Source organism: Cupriavidus sp. NPDC089707, from assembly GCF_044748965.1.
GTDB lineage: Bacteria > Pseudomonadota > Gammaproteobacteria > Burkholderiales > Burkholderiaceae > Cupriavidus.
In genome coordinates this window covers 197,131-214,576 of the sequence record NZ_JBIVHB010000001.1, presented here as the reverse complement: position 1 = coordinate 214,576, position 17,446 = coordinate 197,131, and the positions used below count along the sequence as shown (strand labels likewise).

The following is a 17,446-nucleotide window of genomic DNA, read 5'->3' as shown; positions in this document are numbered from 1 at the left end:
ATCGTAGGTCGGGGGCTCGGGCACGGAGTGCGTCACTGCGCTCGCACCGGCGATATCGCGTGCGATGCCGGCCTCAGCGCGGGTCGGAATGTGGTGGCCAGCTCTGCCACGTTTGGGCCCGGCGCAGCCAGCCGTAGGCGTTCCTACAACGCCGCCAGCAGCAGGGGCCACCCACAGCTCCGGGCTCGTTCAAACATCGCTTCAATCCCGAGCCACCGTGGCGCACCACGGCGGCAGGCAGCCCCGCTTTGTGAGGAAGCAAAGCCCCGTACGAGAACCCCGGCACACTACGATAAGAGTGTGCCGCCCGCAGGGCCGTAAGTCAGTATGACTCCCCTGGGGGAAGAGGGCTGGCCCGCCGCGAAGGAATCAAACGCGGGTTAGCATGACTGCCAGAGCCGCACGGTGTGGACAGTGCCACACCCGGCGATTTCCAGCGCGGAGGCCAGCATGGAACACGATAGCACGCTGTATGTCGGTCTGGACGTCCATAAGGACTCGATCACGGTTGCCTATGCGATAGGCCCGGGCGAAGTAGAGGTCTTGGGCAAGATCGGCACCACGCAGATCGAGGTTGATCGCTTGTGCAAACGACTGCAGTCAAAGGCCAGTCATATCTGCCTGGTCTACGAAGCAGGTCCGTGCGGATACGGTTTGCATCGGCAACTTGTTGCGAAGGGGTTCGATTGCATGGTGTGCGCGCCATCAATGATCCCGCGCAAGCCTGGAGAGCGTGTCAAGACAGACCGGCGTGACGCGATCAAGCTGGTGCGCTCGCTGCGAGCGGGCGATCTCTCCGCTGTCCATGTACCGACCATCGAAGACGAAGCCTTTCGCGACCTCGCACGCGCCTGGGCCTCGGCCAGGCAGGATCTCAAGCAGGCACGACAGCGCCTGAAGTCGTTCCTGCTTTTGCACGGCGTCCGTTATGTCGGTCGTGCGAACTGGGGCCCAGCCCACCGTCGCTGGATAAGCACATTTTCGTTCGATAGTCCCTGGCAACAACTGGCATTCAACGAACACCGACGCACCATCGAGGACCGGCTGGCGCAGTGCGAACGTCTGGAGGCAGCCTTACATGAGGCAGTTGTCGACTGGCGCTTCTATCCGGTGGTACTCGCCTTGCAGGCCATGCGCGGCATCCAGTTCACGTCGGCAATAGGCCTGGTGTCGGAACTTGGCGACCTCTCGCGCTTTGACCATCCACGGCAATTGATGGCGTGGATCGGTGTCACCCCGTCGGAACATTCCTCTGGTGCAAAGCGACGTCAGGGCAGCATCACCAAGACTGGCAACAGCTACGCCAGAAAGCTCCTAGTCGAATCAGCCTGGACTTACCGACATCCGGCCCGCGTGAGCGTTGACATTCAGCGCCGCCAGGAAGGCATTCCCAAGGCAATCATAGATCGCGCCTGGGACGCACAACAGCGCCTGTGTCGACGTTACCGCAGACTCGTGGCCCGAGGGAAGACCGAACACGTGGCGGCCATTGCCGTCGCCCGCGAGTTGGCCGGCTTCATCTGGGACATCGGGCGATTGGGCATGAACCTGGCCCTACCGCGCAGCGCCTAGCAGCAGCCCAGCCGAAACATAGTTGACAAACATTTGAATCGGAGAGAGTTTCCTGAGGGGCGAGCGTAGCCCGGTATTCGAGCAACCCGCGATCGCGTTTGGCAACGGGGCATCCACCCGACTTGCGCAGTAAGGCAGCGGCAGGCTCATGTGACGGACCTCTGTAATGCGGTAGCCAACCCGCGAATATCAGCGTGATCCACCGTCGATTTTTACTGCTACGCCGCCCCTCAGGAAATTCGTGTGCGCCTATGACCCTAAAAAACTGAAAACCATCCTCCTATTGACACGGGGAGTCATATCAACGCGCTTTTTGGTGACTTTTTGTCGCTCGGACAAAAAGTTACCCGCCCAGCAGGGCGGAACCAGGCGGTTCAACGGCTGACAGCATGTCACCAACAGCGACAACAGCGACAACAGCGACAAAACCCTACACCAACCCCATATGCGAATCCTAGGCATCGACCCCGGCCTCCGCACCACCGGCTTTGGCGTGATCGAGAAACAAGGCAACAAGCTTGCCTACATCGCCTCGGGCACGATCAAGAGCAATGGCAACGAGAGCCTGCCGGAACGGCTGAAGACGCTCTACGACGGCATCAGCGAGGTATCTCGCACCTATGCCCCCGACTGCGCCGCGATCGAAAAGGTGTTCGTCAACGTCAACCCGCAATCCACGCTGCTGCTCGGCCAGGCCCGCGGCGCCGCGATCTGCGGGCTGGTCGGCTATGGCCTGCCGGTATTCGAATACACCGCGCTGCAACTGAAGGTGGCGGTAGTCGGCTACGGCCGCGCCAACAAGGCCCAGGTCCAGGAAATGGTGACCCGCCTGCTGATGCTGCCCGGCCAACCCGGCAGCGATGCGGCCGACGCGCTGGGCGTGGCGATCTGCCATGCCAATGGCGGCGATACGCTGGGCACGCTCGCAGGCATGGCCCCTGAACTGGTGCGCAAGGGCATGCGCGTGCGACGCGGCCGGCTGGTCGGCTAGGTTAGCCAACCGCATCTCTTACAATCGGGCATTCGTCTTCCCGCAGGAATACTGAATGCCAAGCCAGATCGATGTCCTCGCCCGCCTCGTAATGCTTGCCTTGCGGCGCTGGCGGTTCCCCGTCACCACGGCCGCGGCCTGCGCCATGCTGGTCGCCGGCTGCGTCACCGCGCCCCGGCCAAAGCCGCCTGCATCGCCAGCACCGGCGCCGGCCCCGGCATCAGGCGCGCCGCAGCCCTCCGCCGCAGAAAAACCCAAGGCGCTGGTGATCGCCCACCGCGGCGCCAGCGCGCTGCGCCCCGAACACACGCTGGCCGCCTACGCCAAGGCGATCGAGGACGGCGCCGATGCCATCGAACCCGATCTCGTCATGACCCGCGACGGGGTACTGGTAGCTCGCCACGAGAACGACATCACCGGCACCACCAACATCGCCGACCTGGCGCAGTTTGCCGACCGCAAGCGCACCAAGGTCATCGACGGCGAGCGCCTGACCGGCTGGTTCACGGAGGACTTCACGCTGGCCGAACTCAAGACGTTGCGCGCGCGCGAGCGCATCCCGCGCCTGCGCCCGGCCAATGCGCGCCTGAACGACCAGTTCGAGATTCCCACCTTCGATGAGATTGTTCGCCTTGCCGAGCAGGCGTCGCTTCGCACCGGCAGGCCGATCGGCATCTACGCCGAACTGAAGCATCCGAGCTATTTCCGCGGCATCGGCCTGCCCCTGGAAGACAAACTCGCCGCCGCGGTGCGCGCCCAGCCTTACCTCGGCCAGGCACCGCTGTTCATCCAATGCTTTGAGGGCGCCAGCTTGCGCACGCTGCGGCGCACGCTGCGGCGCACGTTCGGCCACGCGCAGCCCAACGTCAAACTGGTGCAACTGGTCGGCAACCCGCGCAAGAGCCCCGCCGACTGGAAGCTCACCGGCGACACCCGCACCTTCGGCGACATGCTGAATACGACCGGCCTGCGCGAAGTGGCGACCTACGCCGACGGCATCGGCCCGGAGAAGAGCAGCGTGGTGCCGCGTGACGCCCAGGGCGCGCTGGCCGCGCCGACCGCGGTGGTCCGCCAGGCCCATGCCGCCGGCCTGTTCGTCCATCCCTACACCTTCCGCCCGGAGAACAGTTTCCTCCCCAAGGCGCTGCAGACCGGCGGCGACGAGGCCACGCGCAGCCCCTTGGGCATGGTACGCGAGCTGGAAGCGTTTATCGCGGCCGGTGTCGATGGCTTTTTCACCGACGATCCGGCGCTGGGACGCCGCGCGGTCGATACAAATCGCTGAGGCTGCTGTATGGCGGCAATACGGCTGCGGGGTACACTTGCGGCCGCCTCATCCCCTACCCAACGAACCCAGACATGATCGGACGCATCGCCGGCACCCTCATCGAGAAGAACCCCCCGCACCTGCTGGTCGACTGCCAGGGAGTCGGCTATGAGGTCGACGTACCGATGAGCACCTTCTATAACCTGCCGGCGGCGGGCCAGCCGGTCGCGCTGCTGACCCAGTTGATCGTGCGCGAGGACGCGCACCTGCTGTATGGCTTTGGCACGGCGGCCGAGCGCAATACCTTCCGCGAGCTGATCAAGATCAGCGGCATCGGCGCGCGCATGGCGCTGGCGGTGCTGTCGGGCATGTCGGTATCCGAGCTGGCGCAGGCGATCACGCTGCAGGAAGCGGGCCGGCTGACGCGCGTGCCGGGCATCGGCAAGAAGACCGCCGAGCGGCTGCTGCTCGAACTCAAAGGCAAGCTGGGCGCGGAACTGGGACATGCGCCAGGCACCGCGGCCGTGCCTGACAACGCCGTCGATGTGCTCAACGCGCTGCTCGCGCTGGGCTACTCGGAGAAGGAAGCCGGCGCGGCGATCAAGCAGGTGCCGGCCGGCACCGGCGTGTCCGAGGGCATCAAGCTGGCGCTGAAGGCCTTGTCCAAGGGCTGAAGCGTAGAATGGCGGGGTACCCTTTGTTGACGCCATGATCGAGACCGACAAGCTTTCCGCCCCCGCCCGCGTGATTTCCGCCACCCCCGCCTCGTCGCAGGAGGAGGCGTACGAGCGGGCATTGCGGCCCAAGCTGCTGGACGAGTACGTCGGCCAGGAAAAGGTGCGCGGGCAGCTCGATATCTTCATGCACGCTGCGCGCAAGCGGCAGGAGGCGCTTGACCACGTGCTGCTGTTCGGCCCGCCGGGGCTGGGCAAGACCACGCTGGCCCATATCATCGCGCGCGAGATGGGCGTGGGCCTGCGCCAGACTTCCGGGCCGGTGCTGGAGCGCCCGGGCGACCTGGCGGCGCTGCTGACCAACCTGGAAGCCAACGACGTGCTCTTCATCGACGAGATCCACCGGCTGTCGCCGGTCGTCGAGGAAATTTTGTATCCGGCGCTCGAGGATTACCAGATCGACATCATGATCGGAGAAGGCCCGGCGGCCCGCTCGGTCAAGCTCGACCTGCAGCCGTTCACGCTGGTGGGCGCCACCACGCGCGCCGGCATGCTGACCAATCCGCTGCGCGACCGCTTCGGCATCGTGGCGCGGCTGGAGTTCTACAACGCCGAGGAACTGGCCCGCATCGTCACGCGTTCGGCGCAGTTGCTGCACGCCAGCATCGATCCGCAGGGCGCGCTGGAGATCGCGCGTCGAGCGCGCGGCACCCCGCGTATCGCCAACCGGCTGCTGCGCCGCGTGCGCGACTATGCCGAGGTCAAAGGCGACGGCACCATCACGCGCGAAATGGCCGATGCCGCGCTGGCCATGCTCGACGTCGACCGGGTCGGCTTTGACCTGATGGACCGCAAGCTGCTGGAAGCGGTGCTGCACAAGTTCGGCGGCGGGCCGGTGGGCGTGGACAACCTGGCCGCGGCCATCGGCGAGGAGCGCGACACCATCGAGGACGTGCTCGAACCCTACCTGATCCAGCAGGGCTACCTGCAGCGCACGCCGCGCGGGCGCGTAGCCACGGCGGCAGCCTACCGGCATTTCGGGCTGGCGTCGCCGCAGTCTGGCGGCGGCGGCGAGTTGTTCGACGGGCAGTAAGGCGCGGCGCCGGCGCACCGGCATCAGCCAATTAAACGTTTTAATCTCGCCCCCCAAATTTTTTCGAAGTGGATTGCTGGCCCATGGCCCATTGTCCACAATGGCTGCATCGGCACCTGCCTGGTGCCCGCCGATGACCGCCCAGGAGGCAAGCCCAAGGGTTGCCCCACGGTTGCGGCGCCATTGTGAACCGGTTTCCGACCTTTGCAAGGAATGCCATGAGCCGTCGCCCGCGCCGTTCCACCTCGTCCCTGCTCGCCGCCACCCTGGCCAGCGCCGCATTCGCGTTACTGGCTGCCGGGAACGCCAACGCCCAGCGTGCGCAGGGTCCCGTCGGCGTCGCCGAAGAAGCCGTGATCAGCGGCAAGGTCATTGATATCGACCCCAACTCCAAGGCCGTGCTGGTGCAAGGCCCGCGCGGCAATGTGGTCGAGCTGGTCGCGGGCGACGAAGCGAAGAACTTCGGCCAGGTCCGCAAGGGCGACATCGTCACCGTGACCCGAGGCGCGGCCCTGGTGGCATCGCTGGAACCGCTCGACAGCAAGGCCACGGCCATGGCTGAACAGGTTGACCGCACCACGCGCGCCGCCGATGGCGGCAAGCCCGGCATCGCACGCGAGATCACCACCACGGTCACCGCCGAGATCACCAAGGTCGATCCGGCCAAGCGCCTGGTCACGTTCCGCGGACCGCGCGAAACGCTGCGCACCGTCAAGGTCGAGGATCCCGCCATCGACCTGAACCAGATCAAGCGCGGACAGATGGCCAAGCTTGTCTACCGCGAAGTCGTGGCCATTACGGTCAAGGCACCCGCGGCGGCCGCTGCCAACTAAGCCGCTGTGCCGGGCGCGGTACTTTTCCCCACCAGGAGGTTACCTATGAATCGTCGCCATTTTGTTACCCGGGTTGCCGGCTCGGGCCTGCTCGTCGCCACCGCAATGGCGGCAGGCTGCACCACCACCGGCACCAGCGCCTCGAAGGACCCGACCGCCAAGAAGCAAGAAATCGATGCTGGTGTAGACGGTGCGCTGAACCGCCTGTACTCCGCTACCACCGGCGCGCGGGACTTGGCGCAACGTGCGCAGGGGATTCTGGTATTCCCGCGCGTCATCTCGGCCGGCCTGGTGGTGGGCGGCGAATACGGAGAGGGCGCACTGCGCTCGAAGGGCTCGACGGTCGGCTACTACAGCACGACGCAGGCCTCGGTCGGACTGACCGCCGGCGGGCAATCCAAGGCCATCATCATCATGTTCATGACGCCGGAGGCCTACAACAAGTTCGTATCCAGCAAGGGCTGGACCGCGGGCGCGGATGCCAACGTGGCGGTGGCGAAAATCGGCGCGGATGGCAGGCTCGACACCCTGACCAGCCAGCAGCCAGTGATTGCCTTCGTGCAGACCAACGCCGGCCTGATGTTCGACGTCTCGGTGAACGGCTCCAAGATCAGCAAGCTGGATCTCTGACGCGGACATTCAGCTGCGCCGCAATGCCCCGAAATTCCCGGCTTCGGCCGGGAATTTTCATTTCGGGCTGCCGCAGCAACGCGGGGGCACGCTGCGGCAAGCGCGGCAGATTCCGAGGCCCGCTGGCATAATCGCGCCCAAAACACCGCGCGCCAGCGCGTCCGACCGGGAGCCCCATGTCCGCCGTCCCCGCCAGCACGACCCAACCGGGCCGCGTCTACCGCTACTATGACTTCGTCATGGTGGCATTCGTCACCGTGCTGCTGTGTTCGAACCTGATCGGCGCGGCCAAGGCGGCGCAGATGACGCTGCCCGTGATCGGCACGGTTACCTTCGGCGCCGGCGTGCTGTTCTTCCCGATTTCGTACATCTTCGGCGACGTGCTGACCGAGGTCTACGGCTATGGCCGTGACCGGCGCGTGGTCTGGGCCGGCTTTGCCGCACTGGCGTTCGCCACCTTCATGAGCCTGGTGGTGTTGAACATGCCGGTGGCGCCGTTCATGGCGGACTACCAGAAGAGCTTGCAGGATGTATTCGGCAACACCTGGCGCATCGCGCTCGGGTCGCTGATCGCCTTCTGCTGCGGCAGTTTCACCAACAGCTATGTGCTGGCGAAGATGAAGCTGTGGACGGGAGGGCGGTGGCTGTGGACGCGCACGATCGGCTCGACCCTGGCGGGCGAGCTGGTGGATTCATCGCTGTTTTACGTGATCGCCTTCTATGGCATCTGGCCGCTGGAAAAGGTAGTCCAGGTCGCCGTGGCGCAGTACGTGCTGAAGACCGGCTGGGAAGTCGTGATGACGCCGGTAACGTACAAGGTGGTGGGGTTTTTGAAGCGGGCGGAGAACGAGGACTACTTCGACCGGCATACCAACTTCACGCCGTTCCGCGTGAGGGTCTGAAGCCCGCTCCCGCCGGACGGGAGAGGGATAACCAAAGATTCAAGGCACCCGCCGGTCTACCTCGTCCAGCGCCAGGTTTTCCAGGTGGCTCACATCTCCCCACGCTGCCAGCGTCAGGTGCGAGCTGTCGCTGCGCAGCCGGTTGACACTCGCATTGAGCAGCTCATGCTGGCGCGGCGCCTCCAGCGTCATGCCGGTAGCCTCGCGGTACAGGCAGTCGAGCACGCCGCCGTGCGCGACCAGCGCGATACGCTCGCCGGGGTGGCGGCGCGACAGCGCCAGCACGGCGTCGACGGTGCGCTCATGGAAACCGAGCAGCGATTCTCCCTCGGGCGGTGCGTAGTCCGGAACGCGCGCCTGCCAGCGGGCGAAGTCTTCGGGCAGGTCTTCGGCCACTTCGGCGTAGGTCTTGCCCTGCAGGGTGCCATAGCTGCGTTCGCGCAGTCGTGGGTCGGGGCGAATCTGCAGCCCCAGCGCCTCGGCCAGCGGCGCCGCGGTTTCCATGGCCCGCGACAGGTCGCTGGAGTACACCGCGTCGATCGGCTCGCCGGCCAGCGCGGCCGCCAGCGCGCGCGCCTGGGCGCGGCCGGTCTCGTTCAGCGGAATATCGAGCTGGCCTTGCAGCCGGCGCTCCCGGTTCCAGGCCGTTTCGCCATGGCGGATTACGATCAGGTGGGTAAAGGCCAACGATTGCAGCCCGGGGCTTAGCGACATGCCGATTCCTTCGGTTTCCTTGAAGCCGCTTACTTCGCCAGCTTGGGATTGAGCGTGTAGGTGCCGGTCAGGCTGGCCTGCGCCAGCACGTGGCCGTGGATCGCGTCGCGCACCTGCGCGCCGGTGAAGGTGCCATCCAGCGGCAGGCGGTCGATGTCCAGCGCATACAGCGTGAACACGTAGTGGTGCAGCAGCGTGTCGTTCCACGGCGGGCACGGGCCGTCATAGCCGTAGTAGTCGCCCTTCATGTCGGCATCGCTGGTGAACCAGCCGGTGTAGTCGTTGATGCCGTGGCGCAGGCCGCCCGCGGTGGCGGTGCCGCCAGTGGCCTCGGGGCCCGGCTTGCCGCGCGCGATGACGCCGTCGCTGTGCGAGGCGGCGGCGATCGAGCTCAGGCCCGGCGGAACATCGACCAGCACCCAGTGGAAGAAGTCCACGCGCGGCAGCGAGGCCGGCACTTCGCGGCCTTCCTGGTTGACGTCGTCGCCCTTGCTGGGCACGTCGCGGTCGTGGCAGATCAGCACGAACGAGCGCGTCTCGGCTGGTGCGTCTTCCCAGTGCAGGTCGGGATTGCGGTTGGTCGACAAGGCCACGTGGCTGGCGGCGTCGGGCACGCAGAAAGCAAACTCGCCAGGGATCGGCGCGTTGTCGTTGAAGGACTTGCTCCAGAGTTTCATTTGTCTCTCCTGTCTTGGTGCCGCGCCGGGACGCGGCAGCTTGGGATTTGTCTTGCGATCTGCAGTCTGGCGATCTGCTTCAAGCCGGCGGCACCCGCAGCCAGAACGTGACCGGCCCGTCGTTGACCAGGCTGACCTGCATCATCGCGCCGAACTCGCCGGTCTGCACCTGCGGATGCGCGGCGCGCGCCTTCGCCACGAAATGTTCGTACAACCGCCTGCCGTCCTCCGGCGACGCCGCCGGCGTAAAGCTGGGCCGCGTGCCGCTGTTGGTGTCGGCCGCCAGCGTGAACTGCGACACCACCAGCAGGCCGCCGGCATTGCCGTTGCCATCCATGTTCTGCACCGGCAGGTTCATCTTGCCGGCGGCATCCGAAAACACCCGGTACGACAGCGTCTTGGCCAGCAGCCGCTCGGCCTGTGCCTCGGTGTCGCCGCGCTCGGCGCAGACCAGTGCCAGCAGGCCGGCGCCGATCTCGCCGGTAGTGCGGCCTTCGACGGTCACGCGGGCCTGCGATACACGCTGGATCAGTGCGATCATGCCCGCCGCCTCAGGACAGCGTCACGCGCGCGAAGCGGCGCTTGCCGACCTGCACGACGTAGGTGCCGGCGGCGACCTTGGTCGCCTTGTCGCTGACCGTGGCACCGTCGATCTTGACGCCGCCCTGCTCGATATTGCGGTTGGCTTCGGACGTGGACGGCACCAGGTTGGCCTGCTTGAGCAACTGCGCGATGCCCAGCGGCGCACCGTCCAGGCTGACCGCGGGGATATCGTCGGGCACGCCGCCGCGCGCGCGGTGGTTGAAGTCTTCCAGCGCCTTCTCGGCATCGGACTGGCTGTGGAAGCGCGCCACGATCTCCTGCGCCAGCAGCACCTTGCAGTCGCGCGGGTTTCGGCCCGCGGCGATTTCCTGCTTCATCAGGTCGATCTCGGCAAGCGGGCGGAACGACAGCAACGTGTAGTACTGCCACATCAGGTCGTCCGAGATGCTCATCAGCTTGCCGAACATGTCGTTGGGCGCGTCGGTCACGCCGACGTAGTTGCCCTTGGACTTGGACATCTTCTCGACGCCGTCCAGGCCCACCAGCAGCGGCATGGTCAGGATGCACTGCGGCTCCTGGCCGTATTCCTTCTGCAGCTCGCGGCCGACCAGGAGGTTGAACTTCTGGTCGGTGCCGCCGAGTTCCAGGTCGGACTTGAGCGCGACCGAGTCGTAGCCCTGCATCAGCGGGTAAAGAAACTCATGCACCGAGATTGGAATCCCAGAGCGGAAGCGCTTGGTGAAATCGTCGCGCTCCATCATCCGTGCCACGGTGTACTTGGCGGCCAGCTGGATCATGCCGCGCGCGCCCAGCGGGTCGCACCACTCGCTGTTGTAGCGGATCTCGGTGCGGGCCGGATCCAGCACCAGGCTGGCCTGGCGGTAGTAGGTCTGCGCGTTGGCCTCGATCTGCTCGCGCGTCAGCGGCGGGCGCGTGCTGTTGCGGCCCGACGGATCGCCGATGGTCGAGGTGAAATCGCCGATCAGGAAAATCACCTGGTGGCCGAGGTCCTGCAGCTGGCGCAGCTTGTTCAGCACCACGGTGTGGCCGATATGGATGTCGGGCGCGGTCGGATCCAGGCCCAGCTTGATGCGCAGCGGCACGCCGGTGGCCTCGCTGCGCGCCAGCTTCTGCGCCCATTCGGATTCGATCAGCAGTTCGTCGCAGCCACGTTTGGAGACCTCCAGGGCGTGCATCACCGACGGCGTGAGGGGGAATTTGGCCGCGGGGCCCGTGGAAACTTCAGTCATGACGTAAGTCTTTGAAATACATGAAATTTTAGGAAAGATTCCGACAGCCGCGAGCAGCGGATTTTGGTATAATCCGCGCTTCCGGGCGCCATCAGGACCCTTTCCTGTGCGCCACCCGTCACCTGCCGCAGCGCTCGATCCGAACTCAGATCCGAATCGAGGCCGCGATCCGATGCAGGTGGCCCGATAAAGTGAACAGCACGCGCCGCACCTCGGGGGAGGAAGGCAGACGAGACACATCGTCCCGGCAGCGGTGCTCAGACCAAGGTTGAATTTTACGTGATGTGGTCAAGACTCCGCGAAGTTTTCGCGCGCGAGCTGGTGGTTCTCGTTGACCCTACCAACCCCCAGCATGCGCGCCGGCGCAAGCAACTCACTGCCTCGGTGGGCGCGATCTTCACGCTCGGCATGGCCGCGGCGATGGGCGTCGCGCCGCGCAGCGCCTTCGATGATCCGCTCGCCCCGCGCACCGAGCAGGCCCTGCGCATGCCCGACGTACGCGAGCAGCTCGACCTGCTGACCGACAGCCAGGCCGTGTACGTGCGCGAAGAGCGCATGCAGCGCGGCGACACCATCGGCAGCCTGCTGCGCCGTCTCGGCGTGGACGATCCCGACGCGCAAGCCTTTATCGTCAAGAACCCCACCGCGCGCGGCCTGTTCAGCCTGAACCCCGGCCAGGCGGTGCAGGCGGAGATCGATGAAAGCAACATGCTGGTGTCGCTGCAGGCCAACCTCGGCGGCGACGCCGCGGCCTCGCGCGAGCTGGTGATCGAGCGCGTGGGCGCGGCCGCCGGCAACGGCACCGCCAGCTACAAGGCCAAGGTCCAGCGCGTTGACAACGACGTGCACTACGAGATGGCGTCGGGCGCGATTTCCGGCGCCGGCTTCTTCAAGGCCATGGACGCGGCCAACGTCCCCGACGAGGTCGTGCAGCAGATGCTGTCGATCTTCTCCGGCGTGATCGACTTCCACCACGATATCGCCAGCGGCGACCGCTTCCGCATCATCTACGAGGCGGGCTTCCGCGACGGCACCTTCGTGCGCAACGGGCGCGTGATCGCGATCGAGCTGATCAACCGCAACCAGCTGCACCAGGCGCTGTGGTTCTCGCCGGAAGACAGCAAGGATGGCGCCGGCGCCTATTACACGTTCGACGGGCGCAGCATGAAGCGACCATTCCTGCGCTCGCCGGTGGAGTTCTCGCGCGTGTCGTCGGGCTTCGGCGGCCGCGAGCATCCGCTGCACCACGACTGGGCGCAGCACAAGGGCGTCGACTTCGCCGCCCCGACCGGCACCAAGGTGCTGGCCACCGGCGACGGCGTGGTCGAATTCGTCGGCCAGCAGAACGGCTACGGCAACATCGTCATCCTGGGCCATGCCAACGGCTACTCGACCTACTACGCGCACCTGTCCGGCTTTGCCGGCATGCGCCAGGGCCAGCCGGTGCGGCAAGGCCAGCTGATTGGCTATGTCGGCTCGACCGGCTGGGCCACCGGGCCGCACCTGCACTATGAGTTCCGCTTCAACGACGTGCCGCAGAACCCGCTGACGATCACGCTGATGGAATCCCCGCCGCTGAGCGGCAAGTCGCGCCAGGAATTCCAGACTTACACCAGCGGGCTGCTCAGCCGCATCAATGCGCTGCGTGCCTACAACGTGCTGACCGCTTCCAACTGACGCGCCGACCGTGACCCAGCCCGTGCCAGGCAGCGAACGCTATATCGGCATCATGTCCGGCACCAGCATGGATGGTGCCGATGCGGTGCTGGTCGACTTCAGCGGCGCGCGGCCGGAGGTACTGGCCGCCGCCAGCGAACCCTTCCCCGAGGCGCTGCGCGCGGCATACGGCGCCCTGCAGCAGCCGGGCGCGGACGAGATCCACCGCGAGGCACTGGCGGCCAATGCGCTGGCCGAGGTCTACGCCACTTGCGTGGCCACGCTGCTGCGCGATGCCGGCGTGCCAGCCGCCTCGGTCGCCGCCATCGGCGCGCATGGCCAGACCATCCGTCACCGGCCCGGCCTGTACGACGGTATCGGCTACACGCGGCAGAGCCAGCATCCGGCCCGGCTGGCCGAACTCGCCGGCATCGACGTGGTGGCGGATTTCCGCAGCCGCGACGTCGCCGCCGGCGGCCAGGGCGCACCGCTGGTTCCGGCCCTGCATCATGCGCTGTTCGGCAGCGACGCCGAGACCCGCGTCGCCTGCAATATCGGCGGCATTTCCAATATCAGCATCCTGCCTGCCGCCGGCGCCGTCAGTGGCTTCGACTGCGGCCCGGGCAATGCGCTGCTCGACTACTGGATCCAGCGCCACCGCGGGCTGCCGTTCGACAGCAATGGCGACTGGGCGGCCAGCGGGCGCGTCGACGATGCGCTGCTGGCGCGGTGCCTGGCGGATCCCTATTTCAGCGCGCCGCCGCCCAAGAGCACCGGCCGCGACCTGTTTCATCCTGGCTGGCTGGATCTCCAACTGCAGGCTTTCGGGCACCTCGCGCCTGACGACGTGCAGGCGACGCTGGCGGCGCTGACCGCCGAAGCCATCGCGGGCGACGTGCGTACCCACGCGCGTGACGCAAGGCGCCTCGTGGTCTGCGGCGGCGGCGCCCGTAACGCCTTCGTGATGGCGCGGCTGGCGCAGGCGCTGCCTGGCGTGGCCATCGAAACATCGGAACACTACGGCGTGCCGGTCTCGCAGGTGGAAGCCATCGCCTTTGCCTGGCTGGCGCGCCAGTGCGCGCTGCGCCTGCCTGGAAACATGCCTACCGTGACCGGCGCCGCCGGGCAGCGCGTGCTGGGCGCGATCTATCCGCGCTGAACGGCTTCCGCGTCGGCGGTGCCCTCCTCCACATACTTCATGAATGCCTGCGCCAGCGGCGACGCCCGCATGGCCGGCGAGCGCGCCAGCACCACGCGCTGCGGCGTCACCGGCTCGCGTAGCGGCAGGCAGGCGATCGGCATGCCGTCGTAGCTGTGGTCGCCGGCCGGCCGTGTGCAGGACAGCGCTACGCCGTAGCCGTGCGCGACCAGTCCGCGCTGCATTTCGAAAGTCTGCGTGTACTGGTGCAGCGCCGGATGCTGGCCATGTGCCCAGAACAGCGACAGGAAGTATTCGCGTGTCTGCGGGATGTCCTCGAGGATCAGACGCTCGCCGGCAAGGTCGGCCAGGCTCACGTCCGCGCTGCGCGCCAGCGCGTGTCCCATGGGCAGCAGCGCGTAAGGCGGCAGTTGCGCAAGCGTGCAGCGCTCGATGCGCGCATCCAGGCCCAGGTCGTAGGTCAGCGCCAGTTCCGCCTTGCCGACCTGCAGCGCACGGTGCACCGTGGCGAGATCGGCCTCGAATAGTGTCACCAAGACCCCGGGGTGCCGCTCGCGGAAGCCGGCCAGCAGGCGCGGCACAAAATACGGCCCCAGGTCCTGGAAGCACGTCAGCGACAACTGGCCGCTCAAGCCGCGCTCGTCGGCTTCGTCCGCGGCCAGGCCCGCCGCCAGCGCCAGGATGTCGCGCGCACGGCCAAGCAGGCGCTGGCCGGCCGGCGTCAGCGCCAGGCCACGACTGACCTGGCGCCGGAACAGCGGCTCTCCCAGCGCGTCTTCCAGCTGTGCGATCGCGGTCGACACAGAAGGCTGCGAAACATGGCGTGCGCGCGCCGCCGCGCTGATGCTGCCGCGCTCGGCGGCGGCGACAAAGTACTCGAGCTGGCGGAAAGAGAAAGGGATCATATTTTCCTATATCACACCATAGGAAATATATGCTTTTCCTATCCATGGCGGATGCCGATACTGCGAACATCGGCAAACGGAGCCCCCGCATGGAAATCACCAAGGAACAGATCGAGGCCTACCAGCGCGACGGCGTGCTGGTGCTGCGCGGCGCGTTCGCGGAGTGGGTCGAGCCCCTGCGCGAAGGTTTCGCGCAGAACCTGGCCGAGCCCGGCCCCTTCGCCATCGAGAATGTAGGGTCCGGCGAAGGCGGGCGCTTTTTCGAGGACTACTGCAACTGGCAGCGCATCGCGCCGTTCGATGCATTTATCCGCCAATCCCCGGCCGCGTCCATCGCTGGCCGCATCATGCAATCGCAGGCCGTGCAGGTGTTCCACGAACATATCCTGGTCAAGGAGCCGGGCACGGCCAAGCCCACGCCGTGGCACCAGGACCTGCCCTATTACTGCGTCGACGGCGCCCAGACCGCGAGCTACTGGATCCCGCTGGATCCCGTCACGCAGGCCAACACGCTGCGCGTAGTGGCCGGCTCGCATCGCTGGCCGCGGCTGGTGCGGCCCAAGCGCTGGGCCAGCAACGAAAACTTCTATGGCGGCCGGGGTGACGATGACAGTGCGTTCATGGATATGCCGGACGTCGAGGACGGCAGCCACACGCTGCTTGCGCCGGAACTGGAACCGGGCGATGCGGTGGTATTCGATTTTCGCACCGTGCACGGCGCTGCGGGCAATACCGGCACCGGCCGCCGGCGCGCGTTCTCGGCGCGTTTCCTGGGCGATGACGTGCGCTTCATGCAGCGGCCGGGACGTACCTCGCCCCCGTTTCCCGGCATCGGCCAACAGACCGGCGAGCGGTTGCGCGAGGACTGGTTTCCGGTGGTCTGGCGCGCCTGCCAGTAATCACGATCCCAAAACAAAAAAACGCACCCGAAGGTGCGTTTTCTTGGGCCGGAACCGCTCAGACCGAGAACGACGAGCCGCAACCGCAGGTGGTCGAGGCATTCGGGTTCTTGATCACGAACTGGGCGCCGTTGATGTCTTCCTTGTAGTCGATCTCGGCGCCGACCAGATACTGGTAGCTCATCGAGTCGATCAGCAGGGTGACGCCGTTCTTGACCATGGTGGTGTCGTCTTCGTTGACTTCCTCGTCGAAGGTGAAGCCATACTGGAAGCCTGAGCAGCCGCCGCCCTGCACGAACACGCGCAGTTTCAGTTCGGCATTGCCCTCTTCCTCGATCAACTGCTTGACCTTGTCGGCTGCGCTGTCGGTAAAGACGAACGGTGCCGGCACGTCCTCGGTAACGGGTGCCTCTGCGACTGCGTTCATGGGGTGTTCTCCTGTTTAGATACGCCTGTATTCTAAGCGCTACTGGAAGATCGTGCCGAACCCCTTTGTTTTCAAGGGTTTCCGGATGTGCGACAGGCCGCTCAGGCCGCCTTTTCGGTGGGACTGGCTGCGTCTGGCGGAGTTTCCTCGTCCGTGGCATCGGCCTCGGCCGTCTTTCCCGCCACTTCCGTCACCGGTCCGGCATCGACCACGTTAGGCAATGCCTTGATTTCACCGGCCGCGCCCTGTGCCAGCGGCACCAGCCGCCCCTCAACCAGTGCCCCTTGGTGCATTTCCAGCGCCGCGTAACGCACGTCGCCCAGCACGCGGGCCTGTGGCTGCAGTTCCAGCAGGTCAGTCGCGTGAACCGGCCCCTTCACCGTGCCATTCAGCACCAGGTGGCCGACGCTGATCTCGCCCTCGACCATGCCTTTCTCGCTGATCACCAGCATGCTCGCCTTGCCCGGCGCGGCGGAAACGTTACCGCGCACGCGCCCGTCCAGCCGCAGTCCGCCGGCAAACACCAGGTCGCCGTCAATGGCGGTGTCTGCGCCGATCAGCGTATCGATCGAAAGGCCCTTCTTCTTCGAAAACAGCATCGCTCACTCCTCTCTCGTTCGTACCAGGCCCGAGGGCCCGGGTCGCGTCGCCATGGCAGACGGCTTGCCGAAGGCGACAGGGCGTGATTGTATCCGCGCGCAGCGCATACCCCACAAAAGTCTGGTGGCCCGACCGCTATTTCGGCAGCGTGATGCGAATCCGTAGGGCACAGACGAAAAAAAACCGCACGGCCAGCGTGCGGTTTTTTGCATTTCGCGGCATCCGGCAGAACCGGAACCGCGAAAACGCATCAGCGCTTCGAGAACTGCTTGCGACGACGCGCCTTGTGGAAGCCGACCTTCTTACGCTCGACTTCACGTGCATCGCGCGTGACATAGCCAGCCTTCGACAGGGCCGACTTCAGGGTCGCATCGTAGTCGATCAGGGCGCGGGTGATGCCGTGGCGCACTGCGCCGGCCTGGCCCGTTTCGCCACCGCCGGTCACGTTGACCTTGATGTCGAACGTTTCGCCGTGGGCGGTCAGTTCCAGGGGCTGGCGCACGATCATCAGCGAGGTTTCGCGAGCGAAATACTCTTTGATGGGCTTGCCGTTGACGACGATGTCGCCCTTGCCCGACTTGATGAAGACACGAGCCACAGCGCTCTTGCGGCGGCCAGTACCGTAATTCCAGTTACCGATCATGGATTGGCCTC

19 protein-coding genes are annotated in these 17,446 nt (G+C 66.0%); 11 read left to right on the top strand and 8 right to left on the bottom strand.

What is annotated here, in order from left to right; all coding sequences use genetic code 11:
* The first annotated feature begins 450 nt into the window (after nucleotides 1–450).
* The 8 genes from ACIP1U_RS01035 (at nucleotide 451) to ACIP1U_RS01000 (ending at nucleotide 7,962) form a co-directional block, all read left to right on the top strand.
* Complete coding sequence (locus ACIP1U_RS01035; RefSeq protein WP_400310620.1) at nucleotides 451–1,572, top strand: IS110 family transposase; 1,122 nt, start codon at nucleotides 451–453, stop codon at nucleotides 1,570–1,572.
* 445 nt (nucleotides 1,573–2,017) lie between these two features.
* Entirely contained in the window at nucleotides 2,018–2,563 is a 546-nt protein-coding gene (gene ruvC / locus ACIP1U_RS01030; RefSeq protein WP_209756628.1) for a crossover junction endodeoxyribonuclease RuvC, read from the top strand.
* A 55-nt stretch (nucleotides 2,564–2,618) separates the two neighbouring features.
* Nucleotides 2,619–3,848 (top strand): glycerophosphodiester phosphodiesterase, encoded by a 1,230-nt coding sequence (locus ACIP1U_RS01025; protein WP_400310617.1) that lies wholly within the window; start codon nucleotides 2,619–2,621, stop codon nucleotides 3,846–3,848.
* A 74-nt stretch (nucleotides 3,849–3,922) separates the two neighbouring features.
* Nucleotides 3,923–4,504 carry a Holliday junction branch migration protein RuvA gene (gene ruvA, locus ACIP1U_RS01020; RefSeq protein WP_400310615.1) on the top strand — a complete coding sequence of 194 codons (582 nt, stop codon included), beginning with the start codon at nucleotides 3,923–3,925 and terminating at the stop codon, nucleotides 4,502–4,504.
* Nucleotides 4,505–4,538: 34 nt separating this feature from the next.
* Nucleotides 4,539–5,597, top strand: a complete 1,059-nt coding sequence (gene ruvB / locus ACIP1U_RS01015; protein WP_400310612.1) for a Holliday junction branch migration DNA helicase RuvB — start codon at nucleotides 4,539–4,541, stop codon at nucleotides 5,595–5,597.
* Nucleotides 5,598–5,815: 218 nt separating this feature from the next.
* Complete coding sequence (locus tag ACIP1U_RS01010; protein ID WP_400310610.1) at nucleotides 5,816–6,430, top strand: hypothetical protein; 615 nt, start codon at nucleotides 5,816–5,818, stop codon at nucleotides 6,428–6,430.
* Between the two features lie 45 nt (nucleotides 6,431–6,475).
* The gene (locus ACIP1U_RS01005; protein WP_400310608.1) at nucleotides 6,476–7,060 is read left to right on the top strand and encodes a YSC84-related protein; all 585 of its coding nucleotides are present in this window, start codon (nucleotides 6,476–6,478) and stop codon (nucleotides 7,058–7,060) included.
* A gap of 176 nt (nucleotides 7,061–7,236) precedes the next feature.
* Entirely contained in the window at nucleotides 7,237–7,962 is a 726-nt protein-coding gene (locus ACIP1U_RS01000; RefSeq protein WP_400310606.1) for a queuosine precursor transporter, read from the top strand.
* Nucleotides 7,963–8,001: 39 nt separating this feature from the next.
* Here ACIP1U_RS01000 and ACIP1U_RS00995 read toward each other — a convergent pair whose 3' ends face one another.
* From ACIP1U_RS00995 to tyrS, 4 genes are all read right to left on the bottom strand, one after another.
* A complete protein-coding gene (locus ACIP1U_RS00995; RefSeq protein WP_400310603.1) occupies nucleotides 8,002–8,676 on the bottom strand; it encodes a histidine phosphatase family protein in 675 nt (224 codons plus the stop codon).
* A 29-nt stretch (nucleotides 8,677–8,705) separates the two neighbouring features.
* Complete coding sequence (locus tag ACIP1U_RS00990; protein WP_400310600.1) at nucleotides 8,706–9,353, bottom strand: YbhB/YbcL family Raf kinase inhibitor-like protein; 648 nt, start codon at nucleotides 9,351–9,353, stop codon at nucleotides 8,706–8,708.
* A gap of 79 nt (nucleotides 9,354–9,432) precedes the next feature.
* Nucleotides 9,433–9,894 (bottom strand): D-aminoacyl-tRNA deacylase, encoded by a 462-nt coding sequence (gene dtd, locus ACIP1U_RS00985; RefSeq protein WP_400310597.1) that lies wholly within the window; start codon nucleotides 9,892–9,894, stop codon nucleotides 9,433–9,435.
* 10 nt (nucleotides 9,895–9,904) lie between these two features.
* Nucleotides 9,905–11,146, bottom strand: a complete 1,242-nt coding sequence (gene tyrS, locus ACIP1U_RS00980; protein ID WP_400310595.1) for a tyrosine--tRNA ligase — start codon at nucleotides 11,144–11,146, stop codon at nucleotides 9,905–9,907.
* 282 nt (nucleotides 11,147–11,428) lie between these two features.
* Between tyrS and ACIP1U_RS00975 the strand changes: the two genes are divergently transcribed.
* Together ACIP1U_RS00975 and ACIP1U_RS00970 are read left to right on the top strand one after the other, a co-directional pair.
* Nucleotides 11,429–12,823: a M23 family metallopeptidase gene (locus ACIP1U_RS00975; RefSeq protein ID WP_400310592.1), complete on the top strand. Its 1,395-nt coding sequence runs from the start codon at nucleotides 11,429–11,431 to the stop codon at nucleotides 12,821–12,823.
* Nucleotides 12,824–12,875: 52 nt separating this feature from the next.
* A complete protein-coding gene (locus tag ACIP1U_RS00970; protein WP_400311716.1) occupies nucleotides 12,876–13,961 on the top strand; it encodes an anhydro-N-acetylmuramic acid kinase in 1,086 nt (361 codons plus the stop codon).
* Here the strand turns inward: ACIP1U_RS00970 and ACIP1U_RS00965 are convergent.
* Nucleotides 13,949–14,866 (bottom strand): LysR family transcriptional regulator, encoded by a 918-nt coding sequence (locus ACIP1U_RS00965; protein ID WP_400310590.1) that lies wholly within the window; start codon nucleotides 14,864–14,866, stop codon nucleotides 13,949–13,951. The two genes, ACIP1U_RS00970 and ACIP1U_RS00965, sit on opposite strands and share 13 nt — an antisense overlap.
* An 89-nt stretch (nucleotides 14,867–14,955) precedes the next feature.
* On the opposite strand from ACIP1U_RS00965, the gene ACIP1U_RS00960 reads away from it, so the two are divergent.
* Complete coding sequence (locus ACIP1U_RS00960; RefSeq protein ID WP_400310588.1) at nucleotides 14,956–15,765, top strand: phytanoyl-CoA dioxygenase family protein; 810 nt, start codon at nucleotides 14,956–14,958, stop codon at nucleotides 15,763–15,765.
* A 58-nt stretch (nucleotides 15,766–15,823) separates the two neighbouring features.
* On the opposite strand, the gene erpA is transcribed toward ACIP1U_RS00960, so the two are convergent.
* From erpA to rpsI, 3 genes are all read right to left on the bottom strand, one after another.
* Entirely contained in the window at nucleotides 15,824–16,192 is a 369-nt protein-coding gene (gene erpA, locus ACIP1U_RS00955; RefSeq protein WP_010813904.1) for an iron-sulfur cluster insertion protein ErpA, read from the bottom strand.
* A 101-nt stretch (nucleotides 16,193–16,293) separates the two neighbouring features.
* Complete coding sequence (locus ACIP1U_RS00950) at nucleotides 16,294–16,791, bottom strand: polymer-forming cytoskeletal protein (RefSeq protein ID WP_400310585.1); 498 nt, start codon at nucleotides 16,789–16,791, stop codon at nucleotides 16,294–16,296.
* Between the two features lie 251 nt (nucleotides 16,792–17,042).
* Nucleotides 17,043–17,435 carry a 30S ribosomal protein S9 gene (gene rpsI, locus ACIP1U_RS00945; protein WP_018312775.1) on the bottom strand — a complete coding sequence of 131 codons (393 nt, stop codon included), beginning with the start codon at nucleotides 17,433–17,435 and terminating at the stop codon, nucleotides 17,043–17,045.
* Nucleotides 17,436–17,446: the final 11 nt, after the last annotated feature.

Bases quoted from the DNA above. Each gene is read 5' to 3' on its own strand.
- erpA (WP_010813904.1), bottom strand. From the start codon at position 16,192: ATGAACGCAGTCGCAGAGGCACCCGTTACCGAGGACGTGCCGGCACCG.
- ACIP1U_RS01010 (WP_400310610.1), top strand. From the start codon at position 5,816: ATGAGCCGTCGCCCGCGCCGTTCCACCTCGTCCCTGCTCGCCGCCACC.
- ACIP1U_RS00970 (WP_400311716.1), top strand. From the start codon at position 12,876: ATGTCCGGCACCAGCATGGATGGTGCCGATGCGGTGCTGGTCGACTTC.
- ACIP1U_RS01025 (WP_400310617.1), top strand. From the start codon at position 2,619: ATGCCAAGCCAGATCGATGTCCTCGCCCGCCTCGTAATGCTTGCCTTG.
- ACIP1U_RS00960 (WP_400310588.1), top strand. From the start codon at position 14,956: ATGGAAATCACCAAGGAACAGATCGAGGCCTACCAGCGCGACGGCGTG.
- ruvC (WP_209756628.1), top strand. From the start codon at position 2,018: ATGCGAATCCTAGGCATCGACCCCGGCCTCCGCACCACCGGCTTTGGC.
- ACIP1U_RS00990 (WP_400310600.1), bottom strand. From the start codon at position 9,353: ATGAAACTCTGGAGCAAGTCCTTCAACGACAACGCGCCGATCCCTGGC.
- ACIP1U_RS01000 (WP_400310606.1), top strand. From the start codon at position 7,237: ATGTCCGCCGTCCCCGCCAGCACGACCCAACCGGGCCGCGTCTACCGC.
- tyrS (WP_400310595.1), bottom strand. From the start codon at position 11,146: ATGACTGAAGTTTCCACGGGCCCCGCGGCCAAATTCCCCCTCACGCCG.
- ACIP1U_RS01005 (WP_400310608.1), top strand. From the start codon at position 6,476: ATGAATCGTCGCCATTTTGTTACCCGGGTTGCCGGCTCGGGCCTGCTC.
- ruvA (WP_400310615.1), top strand. From the start codon at position 3,923: ATGATCGGACGCATCGCCGGCACCCTCATCGAGAAGAACCCCCCGCAC.
- ACIP1U_RS01035 (WP_400310620.1), top strand. From the start codon at position 451: ATGGAACACGATAGCACGCTGTATGTCGGTCTGGACGTCCATAAGGAC.
- ACIP1U_RS00965 (WP_400310590.1), bottom strand. From the start codon at position 14,866: ATGATCCCTTTCTCTTTCCGCCAGCTCGAGTACTTTGTCGCCGCCGCC.
- rpsI (WP_018312775.1), bottom strand. From the start codon at position 17,435: ATGATCGGTAACTGGAATTACGGTACTGGCCGCCGCAAGAGCGCTGTG.
- ruvB (WP_400310612.1), top strand. From the start codon at position 4,539: ATGATCGAGACCGACAAGCTTTCCGCCCCCGCCCGCGTGATTTCCGCC.
- ACIP1U_RS00995 (WP_400310603.1), bottom strand. From the start codon at position 8,676: ATGTCGCTAAGCCCCGGGCTGCAATCGTTGGCCTTTACCCACCTGATC.
- ACIP1U_RS00950 (WP_400310585.1), bottom strand. From the start codon at position 16,791: ATGCTGTTTTCGAAGAAGAAGGGCCTTTCGATCGATACGCTGATCGGC.
- dtd (WP_400310597.1), bottom strand. From the start codon at position 9,894: ATGATCGCACTGATCCAGCGTGTATCGCAGGCCCGCGTGACCGTCGAA.
- ACIP1U_RS00975 (WP_400310592.1), top strand. From the start codon at position 11,429: ATGTGGTCAAGACTCCGCGAAGTTTTCGCGCGCGAGCTGGTGGTTCTC.